Origin of the sequence: Pseudoxanthomonas sp. UC19_8, assembly GCF_042700505.1 — a bacterium.
Taxonomy (GTDB): domain Bacteria; phylum Pseudomonadota; class Gammaproteobacteria; order Xanthomonadales; family Xanthomonadaceae; genus Pseudoxanthomonas_A; species Pseudoxanthomonas_A winnipegensis.
Map to the genome: position 1 here is coordinate 1,627,810 of NZ_CP170559.1, position 21,167 is coordinate 1,648,976.

Annotated in this window: 15 protein-coding genes; 10 read left to right on the forward strand and 5 right to left on the reverse strand. The window is 69.8% G+C overall.

Annotated features, from left to right (window positions below):
- Positions 1-196 precede the first annotated feature (196 nt).
- On the reverse strand, positions 197-1,234 hold the full coding sequence (gene pyrC, locus ACFJIT_RS07100) for a dihydroorotase (RefSeq protein WP_379655413.1): 1,038 nt from the start codon (positions 1,232-1,234) through the stop codon (positions 197-199).
- Between the two features lie 160 nt (positions 1,235-1,394).
- Entirely contained in the window at positions 1,395-1,808 is a 414-nt protein-coding gene (locus tag ACFJIT_RS07105) for an H-NS family nucleoid-associated regulatory protein (protein ID WP_130522525.1), read from the reverse strand.
- Positions 1,809-1,916: 108 nt separating this feature from the next.
- Here ACFJIT_RS07105 and ACFJIT_RS07110 point away from each other — a divergent pair, with 108 nt between their 5' ends.
- The 5 genes from ACFJIT_RS07110 (at position 1,917) to ACFJIT_RS07130 (ending at position 12,884) form a co-directional block, all read left to right on the forward strand.
- Positions 1,917-3,290 (forward strand): chloride channel protein, encoded by a 1,374-nt coding sequence (locus ACFJIT_RS07110; RefSeq protein WP_379655414.1) that lies wholly within the window; start codon positions 1,917-1,919, stop codon positions 3,288-3,290.
- Positions 3,291-3,502: 212 nt separating this feature from the next.
- On the forward strand, positions 3,503-5,617 hold the full coding sequence (locus ACFJIT_RS07115; protein ID WP_379655415.1) for a TonB-dependent siderophore receptor: 2,115 nt from the start codon (positions 3,503-3,505) through the stop codon (positions 5,615-5,617).
- Between the two features lie 38 nt (positions 5,618-5,655).
- Positions 5,656-8,160, forward strand: a complete 2,505-nt coding sequence (locus ACFJIT_RS07120) for a PepSY domain-containing protein (protein ID WP_379655416.1) — start codon at positions 5,656-5,658, stop codon at positions 8,158-8,160.
- Between the two features lie 430 nt (positions 8,161-8,590).
- On the forward strand, positions 8,591-9,757 hold the full coding sequence (locus tag ACFJIT_RS07125) for an efflux RND transporter periplasmic adaptor subunit (RefSeq protein WP_379655417.1): 1,167 nt from the start codon (positions 8,591-8,593) through the stop codon (positions 9,755-9,757).
- A gap of 7 nt (positions 9,758-9,764) precedes the next feature.
- Positions 9,765-12,884: an efflux RND transporter permease subunit gene (locus tag ACFJIT_RS07130; RefSeq protein WP_379655418.1), complete on the forward strand. Its 3,120-nt coding sequence runs from the start codon at positions 9,765-9,767 to the stop codon at positions 12,882-12,884.
- Positions 12,885-13,436: 552 nt separating this feature from the next.
- Here ACFJIT_RS07130 and ACFJIT_RS07135 read toward each other — a convergent pair.
- Entirely contained in the window at positions 13,437-14,321 is an 885-nt protein-coding gene (locus ACFJIT_RS07135; RefSeq protein WP_379655419.1) for a LysR family transcriptional regulator, read from the reverse strand.
- A 146-nt stretch (positions 14,322-14,467) separates the two neighbouring features.
- On the opposite strand from ACFJIT_RS07135, the gene ACFJIT_RS07140 reads away from it, so the two are divergent.
- The gene (locus ACFJIT_RS07140; protein WP_379655420.1) at positions 14,468-15,190 is read left to right on the forward strand and encodes a pirin family protein; all 723 of its coding nucleotides are present in this window, start codon (positions 14,468-14,470) and stop codon (positions 15,188-15,190) included.
- 69 nt (positions 15,191-15,259) lie between these two features.
- Here ACFJIT_RS07140 and ACFJIT_RS07145 read toward each other — a convergent pair whose 3' ends face one another.
- Positions 15,260-15,691: a hypothetical protein gene (locus ACFJIT_RS07145; protein ID WP_379655421.1), complete on the reverse strand. Its 432-nt coding sequence runs from the start codon at positions 15,689-15,691 to the stop codon at positions 15,260-15,262.
- Between the two features lie 447 nt (positions 15,692-16,138).
- On the reverse strand, positions 16,139-17,557 hold the full coding sequence (locus ACFJIT_RS07150; RefSeq protein ID WP_379655422.1) for a CoA transferase: 1,419 nt from the start codon (positions 17,555-17,557) through the stop codon (positions 16,139-16,141).
- Between the two features lie 360 nt (positions 17,558-17,917).
- Here ACFJIT_RS07150 and ACFJIT_RS07155 point away from each other — a divergent pair, with 360 nt between their 5' ends.
- The 4 genes from ACFJIT_RS07155 to ACFJIT_RS07170 all read left to right on the forward strand — a co-directional run bounded on the left by ACFJIT_RS07155 (position 17,918) and on the right by ACFJIT_RS07170 (position 21,142).
- The gene (locus ACFJIT_RS07155; protein WP_379655423.1) at positions 17,918-18,796 is read left to right on the forward strand and encodes a LysR family transcriptional regulator; all 879 of its coding nucleotides are present in this window, start codon (positions 17,918-17,920) and stop codon (positions 18,794-18,796) included.
- A 516-nt stretch (positions 18,797-19,312) separates the two neighbouring features.
- A complete protein-coding gene (locus ACFJIT_RS07160) occupies positions 19,313-19,693 on the forward strand; it encodes a DUF4345 family protein (protein ID WP_340649991.1) in 381 nt (126 codons plus the stop codon).
- 79 nt (positions 19,694-19,772) lie between these two features.
- The gene (locus tag ACFJIT_RS07165; protein ID WP_130518502.1) at positions 19,773-20,342 is read left to right on the forward strand and encodes a sigma-70 family RNA polymerase sigma factor; all 570 of its coding nucleotides are present in this window, start codon (positions 19,773-19,775) and stop codon (positions 20,340-20,342) included.
- On the forward strand, positions 20,339-21,142 hold the full coding sequence (locus ACFJIT_RS07170; protein ID WP_379655424.1) for an anti-sigma factor domain-containing protein: 804 nt from the start codon (positions 20,339-20,341) through the stop codon (positions 21,140-21,142). Before ACFJIT_RS07165 ends, ACFJIT_RS07170 begins: the two co-directional genes overlap by 4 nt.
- Positions 21,143-21,167 lie beyond the last annotated feature (25 nt).

Below are 21,167 nucleotides of genomic sequence, written 5' to 3' on the forward strand. Positions count from 1 at the left end.
ACTAGAAGCCCCAGCCAATATCGAATCGGTACACATTGAATGTTCAACTTCCTCGTAACAAAATGCCATCCCGTTCCTTACCCGCGATAAATCTTCCTAATCGTTGAATTGATTCCCCAAGCATGCAAGGGAGCTGGGAGTGCCTGTCACTCTGAAGAACATTTTTGCTTCCTGAAGATCACCGAGCCAGCTATCGCTAAGCCAGCGACCACGCGACACCCTCCCCCGCCCGCATCGGCACCACCACCGAATCGGCCAGCGGATAGGTCTCGGGCACCGTCCAGGCCTTGCGCTCCAGCACGATCCGCTCCTGGTTGCGCGGCAGTCGGTAGAAATCCGGGCCGTGGAAGCTGGCGAAGGCTTCCAGCTGGTCCAGCTTGCCGGCCTGGTCGAAGGCTTCGGCATACAGCTCGATGGCGGCGTGGGCGGTGTAGAGGCCGGCGCAGCCGCAGGCGGTTTCCTTGGCGCCGCGGGGGTGCGGGGCGCTGTCGGTGCCGAGGAAGAAGTGCGCATCGCCGCTGGTGGCGGCCTGCAGCAGGGCCTGGCGGTGGGTCTCGCGCTTGAGGATGGGGGCGCAGTAGTTGTGCGGGCGGATGCCGCCTTCGAACAGGGCGTTGCGGTTGAGCAGCAGGTGGTGGGCGGTGATGGTGGCGCCGACGTTGGCCGGGGCGCCGGTGACGAAGTCCACCGCGTCCTTGGTGGTGATGTGCTCGAGCACCATGCGCAGGCCGGGGAAGCGGGCCTGCAGCGGCAGCAGGTGGCGCTCGATGAACACGCGTTCGCGGTCGAAGATGTCCACGGCCGGGTCGGTCACCTCGCCGTGCAGCAGCAGCGGCAGCTCGTGCTTCTCCATCGCCTCCAGCACCGCGTTCACGCGCGCCAGGTCGCGCACGCCGGACTGCGAGTTGGTGGTCGCGCCGGCCGGGTAGTACTTGACCGCGAACACGTGCTCGCTGGCCTTGGCCCGGGCGATCTCCTCCGGCGCGGTGTCCTCGGTCAGGTACAGGGTCATCAGCGGCTGGAAACCGGACCCGGCCGGCAGGCAGGCCAGGATGCGCTCGCGATAGCTTTCGGCCTGGGCCACGGTGGCCACCGGCGGCTTGAGGTTGGGCATGACGATGGCGCGCGCGAAGCGCTGCGCGGTATGCCCCACCACCGAGGCCAGGGCCTGCCCGTCGCGCAGGTGCAGGTGCCAGTCGTCGGGGCGGGTCAGTTCAAGGCGCGTGGCGGTCATGGCGCGTTCGTCTTCAAGGTCGGATTGCGGGGCGCGGCATGGTAGCGCACGCCCTCGGCACTGCCCCGCCCCGTCCCTGCCCTCGCCGCCGCCCAAAACGCGACGCCCGCGGCGGGCGCGGGCGTCGGGTTGCAGCGATGGCGGCGTCCGCCTGGGCGGTTCAGCCCGGATAGGCCGGGAACTTGTCCTTCGGGTGGCGCGCCTTCCACTCGTTGTAGGCGGCGGTGCCTTCCCAGGCGGCAAAGGCCTTGGGCGTGCGGCCGCGGCCGGTCCAGGTCTCGCCGGTATGCGGCAGCCAGTACTTGGGCGCCACGGTGGTACCGCGGGTGCTGGAGCCGGCGGACTTCCTGGCGCGCGGCTCGCTGGCGCCGGTCAGGGCGGCGATCTCGGCCTTCTGCTTGGCGTTGAAGTGGCTGCCGTAGGTCTGCAGCAGCTTGATCACGTTGGAAAACGCGTCCGTGGCCTCCTGCTGGCGCAGCTCGACTTCCTGCGCCTCGAGCTTGCGCAGTTCTTCGGCCAGCTTGGCCTTGGCTTGGGCGATGGCGTCCAGGTTCAGCGTGTTCTTTTCGGTCATGGGTTCGTGTCGAAAGGGATCAAAGGCAGGGCTTGCCGGCTGCGCATTATGCCTGTCCGCGCGTGCAAGCCTTGGGCTGTCGCGCCGCCGCATGCGACACTGGGTCACATGTTCGAGCCATTCAAAGCGGGCGGCGCGCTGGCGCCGCTGTGGTCGCGGGAGCGCTGGATGCGGCGCGTGGCCTTGTGGGGCGGTGCCGTCGCGGTGGCGGTGGTGGCCCTGATCTTCGCCCGGGCGGCCGATGCGGCCTTCGGGCTGTTCTCGCGGGTCATCCACCACTCGGTGTGGTGGGCGCTGCTGCTGACGCCGACGGTGTTCGCCGCGCTGGCCTGGCTCACCAACGGGGCGCTCAAGCCGACCCGCGGCTCCGGCATCCCGCAGGTGATCGCCGCGCTGCAGCTGCCCGACCGCGAGTTCCGCAGGCGCAACCTGTCGCTGGGGGTCTCGGCCGGCAAGCTGGCGCTGACCGTGCTGGCGCTGTTCGGCGGGGCCTCGGTCGGCCGCGAGGGGCCGACGGTGCACGTGGGTGCCAGCCTGATGTATGTGATCGGGCGGGCGCTGGGCTTCAAGGATCCGCGCGATGCCACGCACTTCCTGCTGGCCGGCGGCGCGGCCGGCATCGCGGCGGCGTTCAATACGCCGCTGGCCGGCGTGGTGTTCGCGATCGAGGAGCTGTCGGGCCGCTTCGAGCACACCTTCTCCGGCACGCTGCTGACGGCGGTGATCGTCGGCGGTGTGGTCTCCCTGGGGCTGCTGGGCGCCTACACCTATTTCGGCACGGTGCAGGCGGCCCTGCCGCTGGGGCTGGGCTGGCTGGCGGTGCTGCTGTGCGGGGCCGTGGCCGGTCTGCTGGGTGGGGTCTTCAGCCGCATGATCCTGGCGGCGATGGACGGGCGGCCGCGCTGGCTGGGCCGGATGCGCGCGGCCAACCCGGTGCTGTTCGCCGGCGGCTGCGGCCTGGTGCTGGCGCTGCTGGGCATCGTCTTCGGCGCCGGCGCGTTCGGCACCGGCTACGAGCAGGCGCGCAGCCTGGTGCAGGACCATGCGGTGGTCGGGCACGAGTTCGGGCTGATGAAGTTCGCCGCCAACCTGGTGTCCTACGTGGCGGGCATCCCCGGCGGCCTGTTCTCGCCGGCGCTGGCCGTGGGCGCGGGGATTGGCCACAACCTGGCGCTGCTGCTGCCGGGCGTGGACCCGTCCTCGATGGTGCTGCTGGGCATGTGCGCCTACCTGACCGGCGTGACCCAGGCGCCGCTGACCTCGTCGATCATCTGCCTGGAGCTGACCGACAACAGCGACATGATGCTGCCGATCCTGGCCACCGCCCTGCTCGCCCGCGGCGCCTCGGCGCTGGTATGCCGCAAGCCGGTCTACAAGGCGCTGGCTGATCGTCTGCTGGCGCTGATGCCCGAGCCGGCGCCGCCGGCCAAGGACGAGCACGACGACGAGGATGCGGACGGGCCGCGCCCGGCGCATACCTGAGCGATCGTCGTTTTCCGGACGTCGCGCGGCTGCCTGCGCCCGCGCTGAGGCCTCAAGAGATGCCTTCCGGCGCGTTGCGCAGCGGGTCTTTTCTCCAGGAGATCTACACGTGGCCTGTCAGGCGGGCCGCGACGAGACGCCGCTGCATTGCAGCAGTACCGCGGGCCACCTATCATTGTTGAGAACAATTCGCGTTCTCAAGAATCCCCTCGATGCTTCTGCCCCGCTCCACTTCCCTGTGCGCGTGCCTGTTGAGCTGCGCGCCGTTCGCCCTGCATGCCCAGCCCGGCGACGAAACCACCGCGGCCGACGCCGCGCCCCAAGCCAGGGAACTGGATACCGTGCGCGTCACCGGCACGGCGACGAGCGGCTTCCGTAGCCGCGGGCCTGCTCAGGTCGGCAAGTCCGGATTGGCGCCCGGCGCGTCGCCGCAATCGGTCAGCGTGGTCACGCGCGACCTGCTCGATGCGCAGCAGGCGCAAAGCCTGGCCGACGCCCTGCACAACGTCCCCGGCGTGGTCAGCAACACCTTCGGCCGACGCGGCTGGGACGACCTGATCATCCGCGGTCAGGTCGCCTCCGATTCGCTGTTCGTCGATGGCTTGCGCACCGCCGCGTCCAGTCGCGTGGCCGAGCAGTTGTTCGGCTACGAACAGGTCGAGGTGCTCAAGGGTCCGGCCTCGCTGATGTACGGGCTGGTGCTGCCGGGCGGACTGGTGAACATGGTCAGCAAGCGTCCGCAAGCCGAGCGTTTCGACCATATCGACACCACGATCGGCAGCCATGGCTTGGTGCAGGGCACGTTCGATCTCAACACGCCGCTGTCGGCCGACGGCAAGGCCGCGCTGCGCCTCAACGGCCTGGCCATGAACAGCGACGACGCCACCGACCACGTCTGGTTCCGGGCACGCCACATCGCGCCGGCGCTGTCGCTGGATCTGGGCCCGGACACCGACCTGACCCTGCTGGCCAGCTACCAGACGCGCCAATACCTGCGCCAGCAGGGCCTGCCGCTGGTGGGGTCGATCCTGCCCAGCCGCAATGGGCCGATCGCGCGCGACACCTTCACCGGCGAGCCGGGACAGGATCCCTACCGCGCGCGCCAGTCGCGCATCGGCTACGCCTTCAGCCACCGCTTCGGCAACGGCTGGACGCTCAACCAGAATCTGCGCGTGCAGGACTTCGGGGTCACCGGCCAGTTGGTCAGCAATACGGCGATGAACGCCGACCAGCGCACCCTGCGCCGCGGCGCGCAGGACCAGGCCTACGATGGCCATACCCTGTCGGTGGATACGCATGCGTGGAAGCAGGTCGCCACCGGCGCATTGCGCCACGACCTGACCTTCGGCATGGATTACCTGGATACGCGCGAGGATGTGCTGTCCTATACCTGCACCGTCGCCGCGCTGAACGTGTACGCGCCGGTCTACGGCAGCCCGATCCGCTGCCCTGCCACGCCCCGCACCAACACCCGCACACGGGTCGAGATGCTGGGCCTGTATGCGCGCGATCAGCTGCACCTGGGCGAGCGCTGGCTGGTCAGTGCCGGCCTGCGCCGGGATTTCACCACCACCCGGACCACCAACCGCGCCAATGGCCGCGTCGAACGCGATCCGGCCGACGCCACCACCGGTGCGCTGGCGGTGATGTACGACCTCACGCCCGCCGTGCGGCCCTACCTGAGCTACGCCACCTCGTTCTATCCCAACACCGGCACCGACGTGGACGGCCGCGGGTTCGAGCCCGAGGAAGGCCGGCAATGGGAAGCGGGCCTGAAGATCGACCTGGCGCAGGGCCGTGCGACGTTGACCACGGCGCTGTTCGACCTGCGTCGGCAGCACGTGCTGCAGGGCGATCCGCTCAACGACGGTTTCAGCATCGCCATCGGCGAGCAGCGCACGCGGGGCGCCGAACTCGGCATCGCCGCGGATCTGGGCCATGGCCTGAGCCTCAACGCCGGCTACGCCTACACCGACGCGGTGATCACCGACGACGGCGGCCAGGCGGTGTCGACGGTCGGCAACCGCCTCAACAACGTGCCCCGCCACAGCGCCACGGCATTCGCGCGCTACCAGCTGCCCGGCGCATGGTCGCGCTGGTCGGTCAACGGCGGCATGCGCGGGGAAAGCGACCGCTTCGCCTACAGCTACACGTTACCCGGCTATGTGGTCGCCGATGCGGGCGTGGCCTATGACGCGCCGCACTGGCACGCGGCCTTCAGCCTGAAGAACATCTTCGACACCCATTACTACAGCGGCGGCCTGGCCGCGGCCGTGGCGATGGGCGACGACCGCACCGCGATGTTCAATCTCGGCCTGCGCTTCTAACTCTCCCCTTTCGGCGATCGGCGCGCAGGAATCCCCACGTGCTCAAGAACCTCCTGTTCCAGACCCACTGGTTTTTGGGCATCACCGCCGGCACGGTGCTGGCCCTGATGGGGCTCACCGGCGCCAGCCTGTCCTTCCAGGACGAGCTGCTGCGGGCCATGAACCCGCCGCTGGCCCAGGTCGCGCGCCATCATGCCGCCGGCGAGCAGGCGCTGCCCCTGACCACGCTGGTCGAGCGCCTGTCGCAGGGCCGGCGCGGGCCGATCCAGCGCCTGCGCGTGGACACCACCGGCACGCATCCGTCCGAGGTGCGCTTCGATGGCCGTGGCGGCACGTCGCTGTACTTCGACCCCTACACCGGGCAGGTGATCGACGCGCCGCGCGGCGCGCGCTTCTTCGACTTCGCCGAGGACCTGCATCGGCGGCTGGCGGCCGGCGAGACCGGCAAGGCGATCACCGGCGCCTGCGTGCTCATGCTGCTGTTCTTCTGCCTGTCCGGCCTGTATCTGCGCTGGCCCCGGCAGTGGCGCAGTCCACGCACCTGGCTGGCCGTGGAGTGGAAACGCAGCGGCCGCAGCTTCCTGTGGAGCCTGCATTCGGTGATCGGCACCTGGTTGCTGGTGGTGTATGTGCTGATCGCGCTGACCGGGCTGTGGTGGTCCTACGACTGGTACCGCGATGGGGTCAGCAGGCTGCTGGGCGGTGCCGAACGCGAGGACGCGCGTGGCGCGGCCGGCTTCGGCCGGCTCGACCTGGCCCGGGTGCAGGCCAGCCTCGACGCGGCGGTCCCCGCCCTGCGCGCGGGGGGCTACCTCGACCTGCGCTTCGCGCCCAAGGGCGATCGCCCGCTCACCGCACGGGTCAGGCTGGAAGGCGCCGCGCACGACCGCGCCTACGACACCTATCTGCTCGACCCGGCCACCGGCGCGGTGCTGGAGCGCAGCCCCTATGCCGCGCTGCCGGCGGGCCGCAAGGTGCTGACCAGCGTGTTCGCGCTGCATTCGGGCAGCTTCTTCGGCTTGCCGGGGCGGATCATCGTGATGGTCTCGGCCCTGTGCATGAGCCTGTTCTTCGTCACCGGCTGGATGCTGTACCTGGATCGGCGCCGAAGGAAGCGCGCCGCGCGCGCATCGCGCCTGCCCTTGCTGCAGGCCGACGGCGAGCCGTGGCTGGTGTCCTTCGCCAGTCAGAGCGGCTTCGCCGAACAGCTCGCCTGGCGCGCCGCCGGCCAGCTGCAGGCGGCCGGCCTGCCGGTGCAGGTCGAACCGATCGCGCGTCTGGATGCCGCGCGCCTGGCCCGGACCCGGCGGGCGCTGTTCGTGATCAGCACCTTCGGCGACGGCGAAGCGCCGGATACCGCGCGTCCGTTCGAGCGGCGCATGCTCGACCGCGTCCACGCCCTGCCCGAGCTGGGCTATGCGGTGCTGGCGTTGGGCGATCGCCAGTACGCGCGCTTCTGCGGCTTCTCGCGCCGGGTCGAACACTGGCTGCATGCGCAGGGCGCGCGGGCGCTGTTCCCCAGCGTCGAGGTGGACCGCAACGACAGCCAGGCGCTGGAACACTGGCAGCGACAGCTGGCCGAACTCACCGGCGTGGCCGCCGATGCGCCCCTGGTGGAAGACGTGCCGTTCCAGGCCTGGCGCCTGCTGGACCGCACGCGGCTCAATCCCGGCAGCGCCGCGGCGGCGATGTGGCATGTGCGCCTGCAGCCCCCGGCCGACGCGTCCTGGCAGGCCGGCGACATCCTGGAGATCGCGCCGTGGCATGGCGCCGACCACGTCGCGGCCGTGCTGGCGCATGTCGGCCTGGACGCCGCCACGCCGGTGACGGTCGATGGCCGGACGCAGGCGCTGGCGAGCGCCGCCGCCGCGCGCGACCTGCCGCAGCTGGACCTGCCGCTGGCCCCGGTGCACGACGCGCAGGCGTGGATCGACGGCCTGCCGCCGCTGCCGCATCGCGAGTACTCGCTGGCGTCGATCCCCTCCGACGGCGCCGCCGAGTTGGTCGTGCGCCTGGCCACGCGGCCCGATGGCCGCCATGGGTCGGGCTCGGGCTGGCTGTGCGTGCACGCGCCGGAAGGCGCCGCGGTGCAGGCGCGCGTGCGCCGCAACCCCGGCTTCCACCGCGTCGACGGCCCCATGCTGCTGATCGGCAACGGCACCGGCATCGCCGGCCTGCGCAGCCTGCTGCACGAGGCCGCGGCGGCCGGCTCGCACGGCCACTGGCTGGTGTTCGGCGAACGCACCCGCGCCCACGACCATGTCTTCGAACAGGCGCTGGATGCCTGGCAGCGCGGCGGCCACCTGGCGCGCGTGGATCTGGCGTTCTCGCGCGACCAGGCCGAACGTCGCTACGTGCAGCACCTGCTGGCCGCGCACGCCGAGGAAGTGCAGGCCTGCGTCGCGCGCGGGGCCACGCTCTATGTATGCGGCGCGCTGCACGGCATGGCCGCCGGCGTGGACGAGGCCCTGCGCGGCATCCTGGGCGAGGACGGCCTGGACCAGCTGCTGGCCGCCGGCCGCTATCGCCGCGACGTTTACTGAGTCCGACATCGCCTGTCCCGACCGCCGAATCCGGGATACCGCCTGTGGGCGATGGTGCTGGGCCTCGCAGCCCGCAGCGGCAGCAGGTCGCTGCAAGCTGTCGCGAGGGACGGCATCGCTTCGCAAGTAGAAGTGCGCTGTGCGTCCGACTGCAGGTCCGCGCTGACGCAATCGTCATTCCGACACCCGGATCAGCCCGTGCATTCCGGCGCGCGACCTCGGGGCCTTCCTGCACCCGGGCGGCGTTCCCTAGCGCGCCGCGCCTTGCCGCCGAAGCGTGCGTCCGCCAGGCAACGACTCGAGAACGGGACAGACCGAAATGCGCATCGCCTTGCCGGCAGGTCATGGCGAAGGCCGGGCCTTCTAGTAGGATGGCCCAAGCGCATCGGGCAGGGAGCCCGCGCGCCTCTCCCACCTCGCCCTGCCGCGCATGACCTCCCCGATCCTTGTGACCGTTCCGTCCCCTCGTCCGTTCGATTGGGCCGCACCGCTGTTCGCCATCGTGCTGGCCCTGTCCGCGTGCAGCGCCCCACCGGCGCCCGCGTCGAAGTCCGCCCCCGTGGTCTCGGTGCTGACGCTGCAGCCCGAGACGCTGGCGCTGGAGACCGAACTGGCCGGCCGCACGGTGGCCTCGGAAGAATCCGAGGTGCGCCCGCAGGTGGAGGGCGTGCTGCTCAAGCGACTGTTCACCGAAGGCGAGACGGTCAAGGCCGGGCAGCCGCTGTTCCAGATCGAACCCACGCTCTACCAGGCCGCCAGCAACGAGGCCCGCGCCAACCTGGCCACGGCCGAGGCGGCGCTGGCCAGCGCCAGGCTGCAGGCCCAGCGCTACCAGGTGCTGGGCAAGAGCCAGCTGATCGCCCAGCAGGAGGTGGACGATGCTGACGCCGCCTACAAGCAGGCCGCGGCCAACGCCGAAGCCAGCCGCGCGGCGCTGGACACCGCGCGCACCCGGCTGCGCTTCGCCACGGTTACCGCGCCGATCACCGGGCGAGTGGGCCGCGCCTTGTTCACGCCCGGCGCGCTGGTGACCTCCGGCCAGGCCGATCCGCTGGCGCGCATCCAGAAGCTGGACCCGATGAACGTGGACATCAACCAGTCCAGCACCGACTACCTGGCGCTGCGCCGCGCGGTCGCCGCCGGCGGCGTGCAGCCGGCGGCCACGCCGGTGCGGCTGAAGCTGGCCGACGGCAGCGACTACGCCGTGCCGGGCACGCTGGAATTCGCCGACATCGACGTGGACCAGGCCACCGGCAGCATCACCTTGCGCGCGCGCTTCCCCAACCCGGACGGCACGCTGCTGCCGGGCATGTATGTGCGCGCGCTGGTCGGCCAGGGCGTGCGCCAGCAGGCGCTGCTGGTGCCGCAGGCGGCGGTGGATCGCACCCCGCGCGGCGAGGCCCAGGCCTGGGTGGTCGGCGCGGACGGCGTGGTGCACCAGCGCCAGTTCACCACCGTGCGCGCGGTCGGCAACCGCTGGCTGGTGGCCGAGGGCCTCAAGCCCGGGGACCGCATCGTCACCGGCGGCCGCCAGAATCTGCGCGATGGGCTCAAGGTGAGCGTCAAGCAGGCCGCCGCCCGCGCCGGACAGGGCTGAGCGCCCGATGCTGCCGCGCTTCTTCATCCACCGGCCCATCTTCGCGTGGGTGCTGGCCATCTGCATCATGGCGATGGGTGCGATCGCCATCGCCACCCTGCCGGTCGAGCAGTATCCGGACATCGCCCCGCCGCAGGTCAACATCGCGGCCAACTACACCGGCGCCTCGGCCAAGACGGTGGAGGACAGCGTCACCCAGGTGATCGAGCAGCAGCTCAAGGGCATCGATCATCTGCTGTACTTCTCCTCGTCCAGCTCGTCCTCGGGCCAGTCGCGCATCAGCGTGACCTTCGACCAGCGCGCCGATCCGGACATCGCCCAGGTCCAGGTGCAGAACGCGGTCAACCAGGCCATCAACCGCCTGCCGCAGGAAGTGCAGCAGCAGGGCATCACGGTGTCCAAGTCGCAAGGCGACAGCCTGATGGTGGTCGCGCTGTACGACACCACGCGCAAGATGACGCGCGTGGACGTGGCCGACTTTCTGGTCAGCACGCTGCAGGATCCGATCAGCCGCATCAACGGCGTGGGCGAGATCAACGTTTTCGGCGCGCAGTACGCCATGCGCGTCTGGCTGGACCCGCACCGGCTCAACGCCTACCGGCTGATGCCCAGCGACGTGCGCGCCGCGATCCAGGCGCAGAACACCCAGGTCACCGCCGGCGAGCTGGGCGCCCTGCCCGCCATCGACGGGCAGTCGCTGAACGCCACGGTCACGGCGCAGTCGCGCCTGCAGACGCCCGAGCAGTTCCGCCAGATCATCCTGACCACCCTGCCCAGCGGCGCCAGCGTGCGCCTGGGCGATGTGGCGCGGGTGGAGATCGGGGCGGAGAACTACCAGAACAGCAGCTTCCTCAACGGCTATCCCGGCTCGGGCTTTTCGGTGTCGCTGGCCTCCGGCGCCAACGCGCTGGAGACCGCCGATGCGGTGCGCGCGGAGATCGAGCGGCTCAAGCCCACCTTCCCGCCCGGCGTGGAGGTGGCCTACCCGCGCGACAACACGCCCTTCGTGCGCGTGTCGGTGGAAGGCGTGGTGCACACGCTGATCGAGGCCATCGTGCTGGTGGTCGTGGTGATGTACCTGTTCCTGCAGAACGCGCGCGCCACCCTGATCCCGGCGATCACCGTGCCGGTGGTGCTGCTGGGCACCTTCGGCGTGCTGGCGCTGACCGGCTTCACCATCAACACGCTGACCCTGTTCGCCATGGTGCTGGCCATCGGCCTGCTGGTGGACGATGCCATCGTGGTGGTGGAGAACGTCGAGCGGATCATGCACGAGGAACACCTGCCGCCGCTGGAGGCCACCGAGAAGTCGATGGGCGAGATCACCGGCGCGCTGGTCGGCATCACCGTAGTGCTGGGCGCGGTGTTCCTGCCGATGGCGCTGTTCGGCGGCTCCACCGGCATCATCTATCGGCAGTTCTCGATCACCATCGCCTCGGCCATGGCGCTGTCGGCGCTGGTCGCGCTGACCCTGACGCCGGCCCTGTGCGCCACCTTGCTCAAGCCGGTGGAGAAAGAGCGCAGGCCGGGGCGGTTCTTCCAGTGGTTCAACCGCAGCGTCGAGCGCAGCCAGCACGCTTACCAGCGCCGGCTGGGCGTGCTGCTGACCCGTCCGAAGCGCTGGATGGCGCTGTACGCGGTGGTGGTGGTGGTCATGGCCGTGCTCTATCTGCGCATGCCGACCAGCTTCCTGCCGGTGGAGGACCAGGGCCAGCTGTCGGTGCAGTTCACCACGCCCGAAGGCACGCCCATGGCCACCACCGAGGCGCTGGCCCATCGCATCAGCGAGTACTTCCTGGAAAAGGAAAAGGCCAACGTCGAGGCGGTGTTTCTGGTGGTGGGCCGCAACAACGCCGGCATCGGCCAGAACGCGGGCCAGGGCTTTTTGTCGCTGACGCCCTGGGGCGAGCGCGACCGCCACAACACCGCCGCGGCGATCATCGAGCGGGCCAACAAGTATTTCCGCGCTCATGAGGACGCACGGATCAACGTGCTCGCGCCGCCGGCCGTGCGCGGCCTGGGCCAGTCCAGCGGCTTCGAGCTGTGGATGCGCGATGCGCAGGGCAAGGGGCGCGATGCCCTCGACCAGGCGCAGCGCACGGTGCTGGAACAGGCCGGCGACGATCCGGCGCTGACCTCGGTGCGTCTGAACGGCCTGGGCGACAAGGCCCAGCTGCAGCTGGACATCGACCACGCGCAGGCTGGCGCGCTGGGCCTGTCCCAGTCGGACATCAACGCCACCCTGTCGGCGGCCTGGGGCGGCACCTACGTCAACGACTTCATCGACCGCGGCCGGGTCAAGCGCGTCTACATCCAGGGCGATGCGCCCTATCGCGCCGTGCCGGAAGACCTGGGCCAGTGGTACGTGCGCGGCGACAACGGCCAGATGGCGCCGTTCTCCAGCTTCGCCAGCAGCCACTGGACGCGCGGCCCGCAGCTGCTGCAGCGCTTCAACGGGCTCTCGGCGCTGCAGCTGCAGGGCAGCGCGGCCGAGGGCCGCAGCTCGGGCGAGGCGATGGACCGGATGCAGGCGCTGGTGGACCAGCAGCCGGGCTTCGACCTGCAGTGGAGCGGGCTGTCCTACCAGGAGCGGCTGTCGAGCAACCAGACGCTGTACCTGTACGCGGCCTCGATCGCCTTCATCTTCCTGTGCCTGGCCGCGCTCTACGAGAGCTGGTCGATCCCGGCGGCGGTGCTGATGGTGATCCCGCTGGGCGTGATGGGCACGGTGGTGGCGACCACGCTGGCCGGGTTCACCAACGACATCTATTTCCAGGTGGGCCTGCTGACCACGATCGGGCTGTCGGCCAAGAACGCGATCCTGATCGTCGAGTTCGCCGAGGCCGAGCAGAAGGCCGGCCGCACGCCGATGGCCGCCGCGCTGGAAGGCGCGCGCCTGCGCCTGCGTCCGATCGTGATGACCTCGCTGGCCTTCGTCGCCGGCGTGATCCCGCTGGCCGTCGCCACCGGCGCCGGCGCGGCCAGCCGCCGCGAGATCGGCATCAGCGTGATCGGCGGCATGCTCTCCGGCACGATCCTGGCGGTGCTGCTGGTGCCGCTGTTCTTCGTGCTGGTGCGCGGACTGCGGCGCGAGCCGAAGGTGGGAGAGGCGCAGGCTCAGGGCTGAGCCGGCGGGCTTGGCATCGAGCCTGCGCGCACAGCTTTGAGGCGAGCGGCTTAGCTTTGAGCCGGCAGGCTTACCCTTGGGTCCGCGGTAAGCCCGCCGGCCGCCTAGCAGTGAGCTCTAAGACCTCAGGCTCTGCCCCTCCCCTTGCGCAGCAGGGGGAGGCCGGGAGGGGGTTGGCTCAGGTCGCGGCATGGCCTGGCTTGGACGCGGATACCCGCAGCCACGGCAAAGCGCCGGAGCTGGAGGCAGCAGGCTCCCCGCGAAGAGCACCCCTCCCCAGCCCTCCCCTTCGCCTGCGGCGAAAGGGAGGGGGCAGAAGCCTCTGTCGCCCACCCATTTGCCGCACGTGTCCAGCTGCTTCGGGATCTGCCCCTCCCCTTTGCGCGAACGCGCAAGGGGGAGGTTGGGAGGGGGTTGAGGCTCTTCGCGAAGAGCGACCCCTCCCCGGCCCTCCCCTTCGGCTTCGGCGAAAAGGAGGGGGAAGAGCGGCTCACGCGCGTTGATTGCTTGTGTCGGTTGAACCGGCTCGAGCCGATTGAACCGGGGCGCGGCTTACGGCGCGGAGGTGTGAGCCGGGGCGAAGCGTTCGACGAGGAAGTCGACGAAGGCGCGCACCAGCAGCGAGGCCTGGCGGTGCTGGGGATAGAGGGCGTTCATCGCGATGGGGGCCGGTTCGAACGCCTCCAGCACCGGGACCAGCCGGCCATCGGCCAGGCAATCGTCGAGCAGGAAGGCCGGCAGATGGACCAGGCCGTGGCCGGCGAGCGCGGCCTGCACCAGTACTTCGCCGTTGTTGGCGTGCAGGCGGCCGGAGACCTCCACCGCCAGGGCGCGGCCTTCGCGCAGGTAATGCCATTGGCTGGTGCGGCCGTGGCCGTAGAGCAGGCAGGCGTGTTCGCGCAATTGGGTGGGCTGGTGCGGCGTGCCAGCGCGCTGCAGGTAGTCGGGACTGGCGCAGGTGACCATGCGCAGCGCGCCCAGGCGCCGGGCCACCAGCGTGGACTCGGCCACCGCGCCGATGCGCAGCGCCACGTCGAAGCCCTCGCCCACCAGGTCGACCGCGCGATCGCTGAGGTCCAGCTCCACGCTGACCTCGGGATAGTCGGCGATGAAGGCCGGCAGCACCGGCCCCAGATGCAGGGTGCCGAAGGACATCGGCGCGCTAACGCGCAAGGTGCCGCGCGGACGCGCCCCGCCCTGCTGGCAGATGGCCATCTCGGCCTGGTCGACGGCGGCGACGATCTCGCGCGCATGCTCCAGATAGGCCAGGCCCAGTGGCGTGGGACTCAGCCGGCGCGTGGTGCGGTTGAGCAGGCGCACGCCCAGCCGGGCCTCCAGCGCGGCGATGCGCCGGCTGACCAGCTGCTTGGAGGTGCCCACGCGCTCGGCCGCGGCAGTGAAGCTGCCGGCGTCCACCACCTCCTGGAATACGCGCATATCTTCGAGGGCGTTTATTGTCATCTCTTGGTTGACAGTATTTCCATCCAAGACGGATTTATAGCACCACCAGGCGACAGTAGGATGCTCGCACGGTGAGGCCAGGCCCCACCGCCCCATCCCGAACACCCCGCCAGGAGTACCCCATGCACGACATCATCCGGGCCGACAAGCGCGGCGTCGCCAACCACGGTTGGCTCAACTCGCGTCATACCTTCTCCTTCGGCCACTACTACAACCCGCAGTTCATCGGCTTCTCGGACCTGCGCGTGATCAACGACGATCGCGTCGCCCCGGGCCAGGGCTTCGGCACCCATCCGCACCGCGACATGGAGATCTTCTCCTACGTGCTGGAAGGCGCACTGGCGCACAAGGACTCGATGGGCAGCGGCTCGGTGATCCGCCCGGGCGACGTGCAGCTGATGAGCGCCGGCTCCGGCGTGACGCACAGCGAGTTCAACGGCTCGGACCGGGAGAAGGTGCACTTCCTGCAGATCTGGATCGTGCCCAACGTGACCGGCGCGCCGCCGCGCTACCAGGAGAAGTCCTTCCCGGAAGCCGAGAAGCGCGGCCAGCTGCGGCTGATCATCTCGCCCGATGGCGCGCAGGGTTCGCTGGAGATCCGCCAGGATGCGCGCGTCTACGCCGGCCTGTTCGACGGCGAGGAGCGCGCCTCGCTGACGCTGGGCGATGACCGCCGCGCCTATGTGCATGTGGCCCGCGGCTCGATCGAGCTCGACGGACAGGCCTTGAACGAAGGCGACGGCGTGCGCGTGCGCGATGCCGGCACGCTGACCCTGGCCAATGGCCGCGGCGCCGAGGTGCTGGTGTTCGACCTGCGCCCCAACGAAGTGCCGGGCCTGCACTGAAGCCCGAAGGCGTGAACGCTGCGGCCCGCCGCGTGTGCCCCCAAGGGCCGCGCGGCGGGCCGTTTTGCTTCAGCCCCAGCGGCAGACCTTGAACACCGCCGCATCCCAGCGCGAGGCATCGTCGAAGGACCAGTGCAGGCCGCGGCGGGCATGGGCCGCCGCCCGCGCCGCGCGGGCACGCGCGCAGGCATCGGCCCGCGGGATGCGCATCGGCGCCGGCCTCGACCTGGCGCCACGCGAGAAACGCACGCGCGATGCGGCGCGAGATTCCGCCTGGGTCAGCGAGGCCTGCCAGGCCTCGCGCGTCGTCTCGATCCTGCGCTGCGCCTCGTCCCGCTCCAGGCGCGGGCCCGGCACGGCGACCAGCTCGGCCCGCGCCCAGGTCTGCAGCGGAAGGCCGGCACAGGGCGCCTCCTGGTAGGCTGCGCCCTGCGCGGCGGCGCAGCGATAGATCGCCTGTGCCCCGGCATCGCCGGCGGCCAGACCCAGCAGCAACAACAACAGTGCGCATCCGTGTCGCATCGTCTCGTCCCTCGGTGTCCGCAGGGCCTCAGGCTCGCGCGTCGCGATGCCCTAAGCCCATCGGACAACGCCGCAGGGCGGCGTCGGACGATGCCGCCCTGCATTCGCGCGCATGGGCGAGGCGGTTTCTGATATCGCAGCCGCACCCGATCGCCAGGCTCCCCGTCTTCACGTGATTGCCGGACGCCGTAGAGCATTCAGCGTTCGCCCCGAACTGCCCTGACAGGCACAGCTTTCCGCGGCCGCCGATGTCGGCGAGACAATGCAAGCAGCAGCCGAACGCCGCTCAGCGGCTTTTGAAGAGCGCTAAATGATGCATCGCGATCCGTGCCGCGTCGGTGTACCCGGAAACCGCATCGGCTCTTCGGGCGCTTCCTCGCCGAAGAACTGCTTCCACGCGCACTCGACACCCCCGACGCTACGGATTCACCGCGCCTTGGCTGAGTTGCCTATCCAGGCACACGCGGACGCGCCAAGAGGCTCGGCGCCACGGGAGAGAACCGGGCGAATGTTGGAGTAGTTGATCCGGGTCGGCAGGTACGTCGTTTCGCCAAACGGTCCTGGCACGCGCACGCATCGATCCTTCAGCCGGGCGGCATTGGGCGGCGGCAAGCCGACCACCTGCTCGCGGGACAGCAGACCAAGATCCTGGATCCACATGCAGACCCGCGCCAGGTCGAGATGGACATGGTAGGTGCCCCCTTCCACCGCGCGCCGCCGAAGGGCTTCGGCCACGCCGGCGGCCCCCAGGATCGCGGCCAGATAGTCGTTCAGCAGATAGGTCGGCGGCAAGCGCGGGCCGTCGAATGCGCCCTCCTCCGCCGAGAAACCCGTGGCGGCGCAGGCGAGCTGATCGAACCCACCGCGTTGAGACCAAGGTCCTGCCTTGCCCCAGCAGTGGAAATCGAGCACGACAATCCCCGGCCGGCGCTCGGCAAGCGCCAGTGGCCCGTAGCCCTTGCGATCGAGCGAAAGGTAGCTGCCGACATAGATGTCGGCATCGCCCAGCACCCGCTCAAATGCGGCGCGTCCCGCTGGCTCGTCGAGGTCGCACCAAGCGCTTCGCTTTCCGATATTGGTCTCGACCTGCATCGCCTGCGGGTCGGGATAACGCGGCGTCGATAGATGAAGGACCTCGGCTCCATGTTCAGCCATCAATCGCGCCGCGATCGGCCCGGCGATGACATGGGTGTTGTCGAGGACGCGCAATCCCTCCATAGGCAGCGCCGCCCTTTCCCCGGGCAGGGGCAACGGTTGCGTGTCGCCGATCCTGGTGATCTCGATCAACGGCCGCTCGGCGAGGTAGCGCCCTTGGGGATGGCTGCGCCATTCCGCCTGGGTCCGGACGGCAACGCAGGTGCCCCCCGCCCCACTGATGGCGTCCTCCAACACGAAGGCGTCCCAACGCGCGATCGCGTCGGCATAGTGCCGACGTGACGGGGGACAACCGAGCACCTGGCAGGCCAGCGCCCGCAGGTGCGGATAGGTCAGCAGGAGATAGACATATCGGCCGTCGCCTGCACGGTAGAAGTCGCTGTCCGCAAACAGGGAGGGGTCCTCGAAAAGCCGTTCGGCGGGCACGCCGTTCACGGTCGTAAGGAACACCGCCATCAGCTGCGAGATCGCATCCTCGACGTCGATCGTGACGATCTGGCGTGCCCCGCCCCTCAACTCGCCAAGACCGCTCATGGCGGCGCCCAACAAGCCGAGGGCCGAGGCAGCGCCGTCTCCAATTCGATGGACCGATGGCGTCACCGGATCGTGTCCGGTCAGGGAAACCGCGGTGTTGAGGTCGACTCCGATGGAATCTCTAAGGTCTGCATAGACTTCCTGTGCGGTCTTCATCGCGATTTCCTTCAGATGTTGAACGGTCGGGGCGTGCGACGGGGCCGGCAATGGACGTCCCCCGAACGGACTTCCAAGCACGCGAGCACATCCGCCTCCCGCGCGCTCCAGCGCATCAGAGGCCGACCGTCGCGCCGCCGTCTTGTCTGCCGGTGCGGCCGCATCCGCAAGGTCGAGATGAGGACATCGGCATCTGCGTCCGGGGCTTGAGAAAGCGCTCCGGCCGCGTGGCGGGCATGAATCGCCAGGATCTGGTTGGAGGCATCGTGCGTGTCGCCTTTGGATAACCCAGATTAGGCCCCCAGCTTTCAGACATCCAACACATTGACGAGGGCTTCTTAAGACGTTAAACATCTAGCGATGGAGCTTCGTCACATCCGCTATTTTCTTGCCCTCGTCGCCGAGAAGAACTTCACTCGCGCCGCCGAAAAAGTCGGAATCGCCCAATCGCCCTTCAGCGCGCAGATCCGTGGCCTCGAACGCGAAGTCGGTGCCCAACTGTTTCGCCGCGTCCCCCATGGCGCGGAACTGACGGCGGCCGGAGCGGCGTTCCTGAAGGGTGTGGAAGCAATGCCGACGCTGGCTGAGCACGCCAGCCGCGCGGCACGGCGCGCAGCGCGTGGTGAGGAGGGGGCGTCGAGCATCGGCTTTACGGCATCCTCCGCGTTCAACGCGATCGTGCCCACAGCCATCCGCACCTTCCACACAGCCTATCCGGCGGTCGAGGTGCGTCTGGAAGAAGCCAACACGACCCGCTTGGCCGTGGGACTTCGCGAAGGCTCGCTCGACGCCGTCTTCTTGCGTCCGGGCGTGCTTGGACTGGAGGATTTCGAGCTGCGGCCTGTGGCGGAGGAGCCCCTGCTGGCGGCGCTCCCGTCCTCGCATCCGGCCGCCGGAGATTCCGAGGTCACCTTGGCGCACCTGGCGGACGACCCCTTACTCCTCTTTCCGCGCCTGGTGGGACCCACCCTTTACGACACCGTAATTGGCGCGTTCCGGGCCGCGGGAATCGAGCCCCGCCTTGGCCAGACAGCGCCGCAGACCACGTCGATCGTCAGTTTCGTCGCCACTGGCCTGGGCGTAGCGCTCGTGCCGGCCAGCATGGCGCAGGTCGCAATCGCGGGCGTGGTCTTTCGCCCCCTCGCCGATACCGCGCTGGTAATCCGGCTCGCGCTCGCCACCCGTCGCGGCGAAACGAGCCCGGTCGTCCGCAACTTTCTAGCGCGGGCGCTGGCTTGAAGCGCTGCTCTCAAGCGACTGGAGGTGGAGTGAGCCGATGTTTTCGTCTCGGCTTTGGCATCAAAAACGATCGGCGCAGAACCGTTCGGCCGCCTGTCGCCACGACAGCCCGCCTTCAACGGCCGCAATGAAACCTGCGCGCCGGCATCGCCGGCGGCCAGGCGCGTGGGCAGCCACGACCCGCGTCCGTCTTGCATCGGCTGGTCTCCGGCGCTGGACCAGGTCTCAGACCCGCGTGTCGCGACGGTGTGACCCACCGCACAATGCCGCGCGCGCCCGTCTGGGGATACCGCGCTGCATCCGCGCGCGCATGGGCGACGTAGTTTCGGGTATCGCAGCCGGAGCCGATCCCCATGTTCCCCGTCTTGAAGCGGTTCCCGGACGCGTGCAGCATCCTTTGCTGCGCACTCCACACGACGCCGCAGGCGCGCCATGCGGATTGAGCCTGCCCTGCTCAGCCGGCGTGTCGCGCCCTCGGCGCCCTCACCTCATCCCCGATTGCGGAGGAAACGCGGCATGGTCAACGCCTACCTGTGGCTCAACGCGCTGCTCTACATCGCCCTGGCGCTGTGGTGCACGCTGGCGCCGGAAAGCACCGCGCAGGCGGTGGGATTCACCGCGCTCACCCCGGCCGGGCAGACCGAGTTCCTGGCGGTCTATGGCGGCATGGAGTTCGGGATCGGGTTGCTGTTCGCCTATTTCGCGCGCAGCCGGCAGCCGCGCAACGGCCTGGTCCTGGCCCTGCTCTTCTATGCGCCCATCGTGGCCTGGCGTGCCTATGCCATCGCGCGCTACGGGCTGCCGGGCGGCACGACCCTGGGGCTGGTGGCGGGCGAATGGCTGCTCCTGCTCGCCGCGGCGGGGCTGTTCCTGTGGCAGCGCAACAGGGCCGGGTGAACGTGTCGAGACCGCATTGACGGGAAGCCCCGTAGGATCTGCGGCACCTTCCGCCCTCTCTTCAGAAGACGCGCGCCGCATGGCGGATTTCCCCGAACGCGACATCCTGGCCGACGACGCCGACCAGCTGCTGCTGGCCACGGCTCGCGGCGACCATCTTGCGTTCGAGCGCCTGTACAAGGCGACCTCGCCGCGCCTGTATGCCGTGTGCCTGCGCGTGCTGACCCAGCGCAGCGAGGCCGAGGACGTGCTGCAGGAGGTCTATACCAATGTCTGGCGCAAGGCCGTGCAGTTCGATCCGGGCAAGGCCGGCGCGTTGACCTGGCTGTCGATGCTGGCGCGCAACCGCGCGATCGACCGCCTGCGCGCCGGGCGCAACGAGCGTCAGTCGGTCCCCATCGATCTGGGGCCTGAGCTGATCGACGACACGCCTGGCGCCGAACAGCTCGCCGACGCCGCCCTGCAGGCCCACGGCCTGGACGTCTGCCTGGAGGAACTGGAACCGCAGCGGCGCACCCTGATCCGCACCGCCTTCTTCGAGGGCTGCACCTACGAGGAGCTGGCCACGCGCAGCCAGACCCCGCTGGGCACGGTGAAGAGCTGGATCCGCCGCAGTCTGGCCAAGCTCAAGGCGTGCCTGGAACGATGAACACCCACGCCGAACCCTTCGAACAGGATCCGCCCGGCCACGGGCCGCTGGCCGGCGAGTACGTGCTGGGCGTACTCGACCAGGCGCAGCGGGCGCAGGTGCAGGCGCGCATCGCCCACGATCCGGCCTTCGCCGCCGAGGTGGCGCAGTGGGAAGCGCATCTGGCGCCGTTGCTCGAACAGCTGGAGCCGGTCGCGGTGCCCGACTATGTCTGGGCACGCCTGCGCGCGGCCCTCGCGCTGCCGGAAGCCAAGCCCGTGCCGGCGACGTCTGCGCCGAAGGCGGCGCCGAGCGGCTTCTGGAACAACCTGGGCCTGTGGCGCAGCGTCGGCATCGGCAGCCTGGCCACCGCCGTGGTGGCGGTGCTGGCGCTGGTGTCCACCCTGCGCAGCGTGCCGCCGGCCCCGCAGCCGCCGCCGGTGGCGCAGCAGCCGCCCGCGTCCAGCGGCATGCCGCAGATGGTCTCCACCCTGGCCCAGGACGACGGCAGCACCGGCTACGTGGCGACCATGGACGCGCGCAACGGCCGCATGACCATCATGCCGATGCAGCCGATGCATCAGGACGGGCGCGTGCCCGAGCTGTGGATCATCCCCAAGGGCGGCAAGCCGATCTCGATGGGCGTGATGGATCCCGAGCATCCGGTCGAGCATGTCCTGCCCGAGCCGATGCGCAAGCTGCTGCGTGCCGACGCCCTGCTGGCGGTCACGATGGAACCGCCTGGCGGCGCGCCGGGCGGCGTGGCGACCGGCCCGGTCGTCGCCAAGGGCGCCATCACCGCGCTGACGCTGGGCAGCTGACCCCTGCATCCGGGAGGGTGCGTGC